The organism is Dietzia sp. SLG310A2-38A2 (assembly GCF_014145095.1).
Taxonomy (GTDB): domain Bacteria; phylum Actinomycetota; class Actinomycetes; order Mycobacteriales; family Mycobacteriaceae; genus Dietzia.
Genome location: NZ_JAALDX010000307.1, coordinates 1 through 5,416, shown reverse-complemented (window position 1 = coordinate 5,416; position 5,416 = coordinate 1). Strand labels below are relative to the sequence as shown.

Annotated in this window: 4 protein-coding genes and 1 pseudogene; 3 read left to right on the top strand and 2 right to left on the bottom strand. The window is 70.4% G+C overall.

What is annotated here, in order from left to right; translation table 11 throughout:
* The first annotated feature begins 147 nt into the window (after positions 1–147).
* A complete protein-coding gene (locus tag G6027_RS11380; protein ID WP_346995705.1) occupies positions 148–1,821 on the top strand; it encodes a HAMP domain-containing sensor histidine kinase in 1,674 nt (557 codons plus the stop codon).
* Between the two features lie 59 nt (positions 1,822–1,880).
* Entirely contained in the window at positions 1,881–2,543 is a 663-nt protein-coding gene (locus tag G6027_RS11375; RefSeq protein WP_182637285.1) for a response regulator transcription factor, read from the top strand.
* Between the two features lie 62 nt (positions 2,544–2,605).
* Here the strand turns inward: G6027_RS11375 and G6027_RS11370 are convergent, their stop codons facing one another.
* The gene (locus tag G6027_RS11370) at positions 2,606–4,117 is read right to left on the bottom strand and encodes an aldehyde dehydrogenase (protein WP_346995704.1); all 1,512 of its coding nucleotides are present in this window, start codon (positions 4,115–4,117) and stop codon (positions 2,606–2,608) included.
* A gap of 128 nt (positions 4,118–4,245) precedes the next feature.
* Complete coding sequence (locus tag G6027_RS11365) at positions 4,246–5,091, bottom strand: class I SAM-dependent methyltransferase (RefSeq protein WP_346995703.1); 846 nt, start codon at positions 5,089–5,091, stop codon at positions 4,246–4,248.
* Positions 5,092–5,147: 56 nt separating this feature from the next.
* Here G6027_RS11365 and G6027_RS11360 point away from each other — a divergent pair.
* Positions 5,148–5,416, top strand: a pseudogene (locus G6027_RS11360) (hypothetical protein); the annotation flags it as partial.

Genomic DNA, 5,416 nt, shown 5'->3' with positions numbered 1-5,416 from the left:
CAACCGCCCGCCGCCGCCACACGCCGCGGACACCGGGCGCCCCGCTCACGCAGGGACCACGGGGCCGCCTCCGCACGCCTCTGCGGACCCGCGCAGTGACGGGACCCTCCGGGACTCCTCGCGCTCCTACTCCCGTTCCTCACCGGAGTGACCCCGGGGCTCAGAAGGGCGCGCTCGGTCCGGTGGTGGTATTCGGCGCGCCTGCGCATCACGCTGGGCATCACGCTCACCTCTGCCGCCGTGTTCGCCGCGATGGTGCTGTTCACGCTGCAGGTGCTCTACCTCACCGCCGAGCGGACGACCGACCTGCGTCTCAACCGCGAGGCCGCGGACTTCTCGACCTTCATGGAGGCCGGGATACTGCCGTCGAACGAGTCGGAGAGCCCCACCACCGAGCAGTTGATCCGCGCCTATCTGGCCCAGCAGTACCCGTCGGCCGAACTACTCCTGGTGGGGACCGCCACCACCTCGGGGACACAGTTCACGCTGTCGAGGTTCAGCTCGGACGACGACGCCCTGTTCCCTCCGGCCATGCGGTCCCAGATCCAACGGATCGGGCTGGTGTCGGACGAGGGGTCCGGTGTCCTCGACGGCACCGTGCGCTGGCGGAAGGCCGAGGTCGACAGCCCGGCCGGGCCGGCGAACATCGTGGTCGCGATCAGTGACGCGCCCACCCGCGAGGACACCGGTCGCGTCGCCGACCTCCTGCTCAGCACAGGCGCCGGCGGGATCGTCCTCAGCGCGCTCGTGGCATGGCTCCTGGCCGGCCGGATGATCGTCCCCGTCCGCAGGATCCGCGAGGCGGCGGAGACCATCTCCGCCGCGGACCTGTCACGACGGGTCCCCGTCGACGGCCCGGACGAGATCGTCTCCCTGGCCGACACGGTCAACGCGATGCTCGAGCGCGTGGAGGAGGCCTACCGGACGCAGAGGGAATTCCTCGACGACGCCGGCCACGAGCTCCGCACGCCCCTGACCGTGGTCCAGGGGAATCTGGACCTCATGCCCGAGGATCCGGAGGAGCGTGCCGAGACCACCCGGATCATGCAGGACGAGTTGTCCCGCATGACCCGGATCGTCGAGGACCTGCTCACCCTCGCGCGCTCCGACCGTCCCGACTTCCTCCAGACCGCCCCCACGGACGTCGCGGAACTGGTGTTGGACGTCGAGGCCAAGATCGACGTGATCGCCGACCGCGAGTGGTCGGTCCTCCCGTACGCCGAGGACGTCGCCCTGCTGGACCAGCACCGGATCACCCAGGCGCTCATCCAGTTCTGCTCCAACGCCGTCCGGTTCACCGGCCCCGGCGACCTGATCGAGATCGGCTGCCGCGCCATCGCCCCCGGGGACCCGACGGTCACCGCTGACCTGGCGGCAGGACCGCTGCCCGACCCCCCACATCGCGAGAACTACCGGCGTCGCCTGCTGTGGTGGGTGCGCGACAGCGGACCCGGGATCCCGCCCGGCGAGGAGGAGAGCATCTTCGAGCGGTTCCACACCGCCCGAGGGCAGCTCCGGGACGGACGCGGGGGAACCGGACTGGGCCTGGCGATCGTCGCGACGATCGCCCGGGCCCACGGGGGCCGTGCGTTCGCCTTCAACGCGAAGGGCGGAGGGGCCGCGTTCTGCATCGTCGTCCCCTACGTCGCCGCGAGTTTCGAGTCCGCCACCGAATCCGCGTCCGCCACCGAGAACGACACGGACGCCGACGGTGACGAGACGACCTCCTCGATCGGTAGGGGCTCCGAGCGACGCCGTCGGTCCGGCACGGGACGGTCGGAACGGCACCGATGGTCCGGCGGACCCGGGGACACGACCTGAAGTCGCGCTCGAATCACGTGCCCTCGTGGGATACTCCATTGTCTTAGAAGGAGGGATGCATGACGAATGTTCTCGTCGTGGAGGATGACGACCTCATCCGATCGGTACTGGTCAAGGCACTCGGCGGCGCCGAGTACACCGCACTCGAGGCTGTGGACGGGGAGAGCGCGCGGTCCATCCTGTCGACCATCTCCGACATCGATCTGATGTTGCTGGACATCGGGCTGCCGGACACCGACGGTCTGACGCTGCTCCGCGAGGCGCGGGACCGTGGGTTCGCGGCTCCCGTCATCATCCTCACGGCCCGCGACAGCGTCGCGAACACCGTCGAGGGACTGGACTCCGGGGCCAACGACTACATGGTCAAGCCTTTCCGTGTGCCGGAGCTGCTGGCCCGCATCCGGCTCCGTCTGCGCGAGCACGAGGCGTCGGAGGACCCCGGCATCCTCGAGCACGCCGGCATGCGCCTGGACATCCGTACCCGCCGGGTCGAGGTCGACGGCCGGATCCAGGAGCTTACCAACCGTGAGTACTCGCTGCTGGAGATGCTGTTGCGCAACAAGGGTGAGACCATCAGCCGTGAGCAGTTGCTCGAGAGCGTGTGGGGTATGGACTTCGACCCCGGTTCGAACATCGTCAACGTCTACATCCGGTCGTTGCGCCGCAAGATCGGTGAGAACAAGGTCCACACCGTCCGGGGCGTCGGCTACCGCGTGGAGTGAGCGCGGCGGGCCGGGACCCCGGAGGAGTCCCGGCCCGCTGGTGACGCGGTGCGGTCAGCCGCTCACGTGGTGGGAGGCTCCCACCCGAACGGCATGAGCACGCTCTGCAGCTCGCAGTAGGCGTCCAGCCCCTCGGGTCCGTTCTCGCGGCCGAGGCCGGAGTTCTTGAAGCCACCGAACGGCGCGCTGGGGTCGAAGGCGTACCAGTTGATGCCCATGGTGCCGGTGCGCACCCGCTGCGCCACGGCCAGCGCGGCGTCCGGGTCGGCCGAGTACACGGCGCCCGCTAGACCGAACTCGGAGTCGTTGGCGATCTGCACGGCCTCGTCGACGGTGTCGTACGCGATGACCTGGAGTACCGGCCCGAAGATCTCCTCCTGGGCGATGGTCATGGAGTTGTCGACGTCGGTGAACACGGTCGGCTGGACGTAGGCACCCTCGGCGACGCCGGCGGGCAGGCCCTCGACCTTCCCGCCGCCGTAGGCGATCGTCGCCCCCTCCTCGACACCCTTGCGGATGTACCCCTCGACGCTGTCCTTCTGTTTGTGGTTGGCCAGCGGCCCGAACGCGGTGCCCTCGGCGGCCGGGTCGCCGACCGGCATGGCCTTGACGTTCTCGACCAGGGCCTCCACCACCTCGTCGTAGCGCGACCGCGGGGCGAGGATGCGGTTCTGGGACACGCACGCCTGGCCGGAGTTCATCAGGGCGGAGAACACCATGGTCCCGGCGTTGGCGGCGATGTCGGCGTCCTCGAGGACGATCGCCGCGCTCTTCCCGCCGAGCTCAAGCGAGCAGCGGGTGAGGTTCTGGGCGGCGATGCCGGCGATGTGCTTGCCGACCCCGGTGGAGCCGGTGAACGAGATCTTGTCGACCTCCGGGTGCGAAACCAGGTGGTCGCCGACGGAGCTTGGGCCGGTCACCACGGACAGCACGCCCTCGGGCAGGCCGGCCTCCCGGAACAGGTCCGCCAGCCACAGCGCGGACAGCGGGGTCGCGGACGACGGCTTGAGGACCACCGAGCTACCCGAGAGCAGTGCCGGGCCGAGCTTGGCGGAGTTGAGGTAGAGCGGGACGTTCCACGCGGTGACGGCGGCGACCACGCCGACAGGCTGACGGGTGACCACGGAGGCGCCGTAGTCGCCGTGCCGGACCTCGGACCACGGGAAGTCCGCGGCCAGCGACGCGTAGTACCGCAGCACACCGAGCGTGGGCGTCACCTGGATCATGGCGGCGGTCCCCGGAGGGGTGCCCATCTCGTCGGAGAGGATCTGGCAGACCTCGCCCTGGCGCTCCTCGAGCATGTCTGCGACCCGGCCGATCAGCGCGCCCCGCTCGGCGGGCGGGGTGAGCCGCCACACGCCCGACTCGAAGGAGTCCCTGGCCTGGCTGACCATCTCGTCGACGTCCTCCGTGGTGGTCTCGGCCACCCGCCCGACGACGGCGTTCGTTGCCGGGGACGTCACCTCGAGAACCCCCGTGGAAAGGGGATCGGTCCAGCGCGTGCCGGAGAAGAGCTTGTCATGGACGACGACCACGGGGACCTCCGAGAGGTAGAAAACAAGAACGTGTTCCACCCATGGTAGACGAGTGTCCGTATCCCCGGGCGGACCTCGGCGACGCCGCCCGGCGCCTCGCGCATGCCGCCAGGTGCCCAGCGCATGCCGCCCGGCGCCTCGCACATGCCGCCCGGTGCACGCGGTGCTTACCGGGCCCGCAGCACCAGCACGAGATTCGACACCAGGACCTCGCGGACCAGTGGCACGCGCACCAGCCACCACGCCCACCGCGGGTGGTATCGCGGGAAGGCGGCGAGCAGTACGCCCGAGTCGGTGCCCCGCGCCCACTCGAGGCCCTCCGCGCACCCCACCTCGAACAGCGAGTCGCCGTAGACGTTCTTCGGCGGGTGTCCGTGTCGACGTTCGTACATCCGCCGGGCACGCTCTCCGCCGAGGTAGTGGGTCATCCCCATCTCGTGACCACCGAACGGGCCGTACCAGAGGGTGTAGGAGACCACGACGAGACCACCGGGTCGCGTCACCCTGAGCATCTCCTCGGCCATCGTCCAGGGCTCGGGCACATGCTCGGCCACGTTGGAGGAGATGCACACGTCCACCGAGTCCGACCGGATCGGCAGCGACATCCCGCTCCCCCGGACCGAGCCCGACTGGTCCAACCCGGCTGCGGACATCTCCCCCACGTCGGGCTCGACGGAGACGTAGCGCGCGCCCTCCGCGGCGTAGGCATCCGAGAAATACCCGGGCCCTCCCCCCACGTCGAGCACCGTGAGCCCCGGGAGACGGGCTCTCGCGGGATGCCCACGATCCGCTGCGGTCGCCGAGCCCACCGACCCGTCTCCCGACAGGTCCCCCGACTCCGCCCAGAGGTCCGCCACCAGCTCGACCGTGTCCCGCGCCAGCCCGGAGTAGAAGGCATCCGGGTCGGACTGCTCCAGGGGGAACGAGCGCAGGAGCCCGAGCGAGCGTCCGAGGGTGGCGCGGCGGGCCACCGAACGCAGCGCGCTCGACCGATGATCTGCAGGTGGGGTCACAGCGCAGACGATACCGGCGGCCCTCCGCCCGACCCGCGCTGCGTACAGTGTGCGCCGTGGCTCGAATCCTGCTGCTGTGCTGGCGAGACAGCACCCATCCGCAGGGCGGTGGAAGCGAGCGGTATCTGGAGCATGTCGCGGACGGCCTGGCGGCCGCGGGGCACACCGTCATCTACCGGACCTCCCGTTCCCGCGGCGCGCCCCGCTCGGAGGTGAGACGGGCGGGTGTCGAGAGTGCCTGCGCCACCGGGGCCGGGGTCACGGTCAGCCGGGGCGGCGGCCGCTTCACCGTCTACCCGCGCGCTCTGGGCGCGATGCTGCTCGG

Coding starts and splice junctions, on each gene's coding strand:
- G6027_RS11375 (WP_182637285.1), top strand. CDS start 1,881: ATGACGAATGTTCTCGTCGTGGAGGATGACGACCTCATCCGATCGGTA.